We start from the raw sequence: 1,720 nt of genomic DNA on the forward strand, positions 1-1,720 counted from the left end.
TTTTTTTGTATCGTTTAACATTTTAATCTCCTTTAGCCCATTAAGTTCTCGCCTTAACGTTCATTTTCTTTATTATAACTTATTTATGTGACATTTGCAACACTTGTGATATTTGCAACACGCTATCAACTTCTTAAAATTATCCCATCGCCTTTAAGCTTTTCTACTTCTTCTTTGTGCCGTTCGATGATGTCCAACATACTAACGATAAAACTTCCTCTAACTTCTTCTATTATTCGTTCATCTTCTGCGAACATTTTAAACAATTCAATCATTTCTTTTACATAACTAGCATTAAAGCAGTCTACTTTAACATTTAAAAAACCTTTAGTATCAGCCAACTTATTTAACCCCCACTGTTTTAATTATATAGTTTGTTGGTGTTTCCCTGTTGATATTCATTATCCTAACTTTATCCATCGTTATTACAATAAATTGATCAGGGTTTCCGTGTTCTTTTAAAAACTCAACAGCTGGTTTTACTGATTGTAAAAACTCATAGTATTCATCTTTGTTATTGTCCATCATTTCTCCTTTATGGAATAACCGACCGCATTATACACCTGCAATTAATTACATCGGCTTTAACGTTCGGACCTTTTAGCTGCATTGGTGCTTTGCCCTTACTGCCTAGTGGTGTTACAAAATCTTCATCATACGGGATTGTTTTTCCATTCATGCTTTGGTGTGAACTTCTCACCCGTTCATCTTTGACGCTTACCCACTTTTTCATTAATCCCACTGATTCTGGTACTTTGTCCAGCACATCAGTTTGCCCAACTGAAATAACCCGCCTTGTCTCTGTTCGTGCGATGGTGTCGTTTAATACCTTATCACTCCCGAATATGCCCTGTAATTCTTTCGTCATGTTTGAGTAACTAACGCCGTTATAAATACCACTACGGATTGTATTAGATAAATCAACCAGTACATCATCAGCATTCTGGCCTAATCGTTCATACCAGACAACACCGCCAAACGGCACCTCAATAGCTGCCTTTGCATCGAACACCTTTTTAATCCCTGCCAACCGTAACCCATACTCACTCAGGGTATCAACTTCTTTTGTCGCTGATTCAAGATAGGCAATGTTTAAATCGCTGTCAATCAATCCCCGTATTTCCTTATACATCTTATAAATTGATTTTTGCATAGCCTTTTCTAACTTAGTGAACCGGCTAAACTTCATCAAATCCGAATATGTCCAGTCATTACCGTAAATCTTAGCAGCTTGCGCTGTTATTTCATCATAGGCTTTCTTAATCGCTTTCTGTTTGTCTGTCATCGGATGTGACCTCGGTTTCGTTTAAGAACTCACTACCTGTATAAGCATCCGCTTCATCTGCTAATTTTTCAATCTCTGCGTTAACGTCCGGCACGATTGAAGATGGTAAAGCACTCAACGCTGTTTCTTTAGATACAAAACCATTTAATTGTAAAGCGGTTGTAACTTTCAGCGCTTCATCAACTGGCTCGTTTCGTTCAAACTTAATAGAAACATCCAAATAATTCAGGCTTGCACCACGGAAATTAAGGTAGTTACATATTAATTCTAACCGTCGTTGCAAACCCTTTTTAAATTTACGCTCTTTATTAGCGACAACCTGCTTCATAATGAAAAGCTTGTAAGCCATCGCAATCCCGCTTTGGCCGTTCGCAAAGTTTTCATCCGATAGGTCAACTGCCTTACTAAACTTGTGAATATCCTCGTTTAATTGTC

At 37.5% G+C, this 1,720-nt stretch carries 4 protein-coding genes; all 4 read right to left on the bottom strand.

Annotated features, from left to right (window positions below; genetic code table 11):
- Positions 1-125: 125 nt before the first annotated feature.
- Entirely contained in the window at positions 126-341 is a 216-nt protein-coding gene (locus tag JU82_RS07855; protein ID WP_037949103.1) for a hypothetical protein, read from the bottom strand.
- 1 nt (position 342) lies between these two features.
- Positions 343-525, bottom strand: a complete 183-nt coding sequence (locus JU82_RS07860) for a hypothetical protein (RefSeq protein WP_037949107.1) — start codon at positions 523-525, stop codon at positions 343-345.
- 10 nt (positions 526-535) lie between these two features.
- Complete coding sequence (locus tag JU82_RS07865; protein WP_037949110.1) at positions 536-1,285, bottom strand: phage minor head protein; 750 nt, start codon at positions 1,283-1,285, stop codon at positions 536-538.
- Positions 1,260-1,720: phage portal protein (locus tag JU82_RS07870; RefSeq protein ID WP_037949113.1), on the bottom strand; the 461-nt coding region annotated here is incomplete at its 5' end. The genes JU82_RS07865 and JU82_RS07870, both read right to left, overlap by 26 nt.

This window comes from Sulfuricurvum sp. MLSB (assembly GCF_000747095.1).
Taxonomy (GTDB): domain Bacteria; phylum Campylobacterota; class Campylobacteria; order Campylobacterales; family Sulfurimonadaceae; genus Sulfuricurvum.

What these genes read in the sequence shown, in the direction of transcription:
- JU82_RS07860 (WP_037949107.1), bottom strand. Translation starts at nt 525, where the DNA reads ATGGACAATAACAAAGATGAATACTATGAGTTTTTACAATCAGTAAAA.
- JU82_RS07865 (WP_037949110.1), bottom strand. Translation starts at nt 1,285, where the DNA reads ATGACAGACAAACAGAAAGCGATTAAGAAAGCCTATGATGAAATAACA.